Origin of the sequence: Pseudemcibacter sp. (assembly GCF_965661635.1) — a bacterium.
GTDB lineage: Bacteria > Pseudomonadota > Alphaproteobacteria > Sphingomonadales > Emcibacteraceae > Pseudemcibacter.
In genome coordinates, this window is the sequence record NZ_CBFIEP010000083.1 from 1 (window position 1) to 1,957 (window position 1,957).

General features: G+C 40.3%; 2 protein-coding genes and 1 pseudogene. 2 read left to right on the forward strand and 1 reads right to left on the reverse strand.

All coding sequences use genetic code 11. From position 1 onward, the window contains the following. Nucleotides 1-315, forward strand: a pseudogene (locus tag ACTF6W_RS05970) (2-oxoacid:acceptor oxidoreductase subunit alpha); the annotation flags it as partial. Further along, nucleotides 312-1,334 carry a 2-oxoacid:ferredoxin oxidoreductase subunit beta gene (locus tag ACTF6W_RS05975; RefSeq protein ID WP_438993635.1) on the forward strand — a complete coding sequence of 341 codons (1,023 nt, stop codon included), beginning with the start codon at nucleotides 312-314 and terminating at the stop codon, nucleotides 1,332-1,334. The pseudogene ACTF6W_RS05970 and the gene ACTF6W_RS05975, both read left to right, overlap by 4 nt. On the opposite strand, the gene ACTF6W_RS05980 is transcribed toward ACTF6W_RS05975, so the two are convergent. Continuing rightward, a partial coding sequence (locus ACTF6W_RS05980; protein WP_438993636.1) for a DUF3592 domain-containing protein occupies nucleotides 1,300-1,957 on the reverse strand: 658 nt, incomplete at its 5' end. The genes ACTF6W_RS05975 and ACTF6W_RS05980 overlap by 35 nt on opposite strands.

Consider the following 1,957-nt stretch of genomic DNA (forward strand, 5'->3'; position numbering starts at 1 on the left):
GGAAAGCTTGCGGTTGTTGGATGGGGATCAACCAGAGGTGCAATTCATCAAGCCGTAAAACGTGCCCGTGCAGAAAACATTGATGTATCACACATACATATTGGTAATATTTGGCCATTACCGCGTAACCTTGAACGTTTACTTAAGAGTTATGACAAGGTTATCGTTGCAGAAATGAATAAAGGGCAAATGAACAAGCTCCTTAGAGCGGAATATTTGCTTGATGCTTATTCATTAACTAAAGTGACTGGTCAGCCATTTAAAATTACAGAGATTTTAGATTGTATCCGCGAACAAGCAGGAGATGCGTCATGAATGAACAAACTGACGTTAAAAAATTGACTTTTAAAGATTTTGAAACCGACCAAGAAGTGCGCTGGTGCCCGGGCTGTGGTGATTATGCTATTCTTAAAAGCGTCCAAATGACCCTTGCGAATATTGGTGCAACACCGGAAAATACGGTTTTCGTCTCCGGTATCGGCTGTTCATCACGTTTTCCATATTATGTTGAAACTTATGGGTTCCATACGATCCATGGCCGTGCGCCAGCGGTGGCAACGGGTGTTAAGCTTGCAAACCCTGATCTTGACGTTTGGTTGGTAACGGGTGACGGTGACGGTCTTAGTATTGGTGGTAATCATATGCTTCATGTGCTTCGGCGTAATGTGGATATGCAGATCATGTTATTTAATAATGAAATTTATGGACTGACCAAAGGACAATATTCACCAACATCGAAACCAGGTTCAAAAACCCCTTCAACACCCATGGGGTCCGTTGATTTGCCGCTTTCGCCATGTTCGTTTGCACTTGGGGCTGGGGCGCGGTTTGTTGCGCGTGGTATTGACACGGCACTTAAAGCATTACCAATTACGCTTGAACGGGCGAAAGATCATAAAGGTGCATCTTTCGTTGAAATTTTCCAAAACTGTATTGTGTTTAATGATGGTACATTTGATCAGTTCACACAAAAGAAAACGGCGGCTGATTCGCAAATTCACGTAGTGCATGGCGAGCGGATGATTTTCGGAAAAGAAAAAGACAAGGGACTTGTTTTTAATCTTGAAAAATTTGCCCTTGAAATTGTGACGATTGGTGAAAATGGCGTAAAGGAAGATGATATCCTTGTTCATGATGAAACCAATAAAATGATGGCACATATGCTTGTGGAATTAACGGCACCGGATTTTCCGGTCGTTTGCGGTGTGATTTATTGTAACCCAGAAGAGAGTTATAATGATGCGGTTCACAATCAAATGAATGCGGCAAAATCAGCGAAGAAGGCTGATTTCAACGCGCTCATTCGTCAAGGCCGAACCTGGATAGTTGATTAAGTAAAAGCTGCTTTTCAAAGCGCTTTTTTGCGTTAAAAAATAAAAACGATCCCCACAATGCAGCAATTGCAAGTAGTACTGCAAATGCACTTATGCCCCAATTAAATATACCGCGGTCAATAATTGCTGTTTCAGGTGAAAGTTGATCATAAAGCACGTCAACACTATCATTTCTATTATAAAGTGGTGTGCTTGATCCGATTTTGTCGGTAAATTGATGTGCGTCGCCATTATTGTCAGTATACCGCACGATTGCATAATATGTATATCTCACGTCTTCGGAATTATTGCGCGCATCTATGCTGATGACGGTGCCTATAGTGGTTATTCCGTTTTCCATCATATCCATCATTTCTTGACTACTATAATATCCCCAATAACCTAAGCCAAGGGACATCAAGAAAAAAACCAATGCCGTTATTTTGCTATATTTTAAATGCTCTCGTGCTTTTTTAATAATTTCATGGTTTTGAAGAATTTTTCCCTTTATTTCAAGGGGTTTAGAAGTTGGTTTTTTGCCGCTTTTTATATCTTTCCAAAATTCTGATAGGAGTTCTCTATCAAATTTGCTTTTGGTTACTTTTTTATAAAATTTGTGAACTTTTTCACCGCCAAAAAGAAGC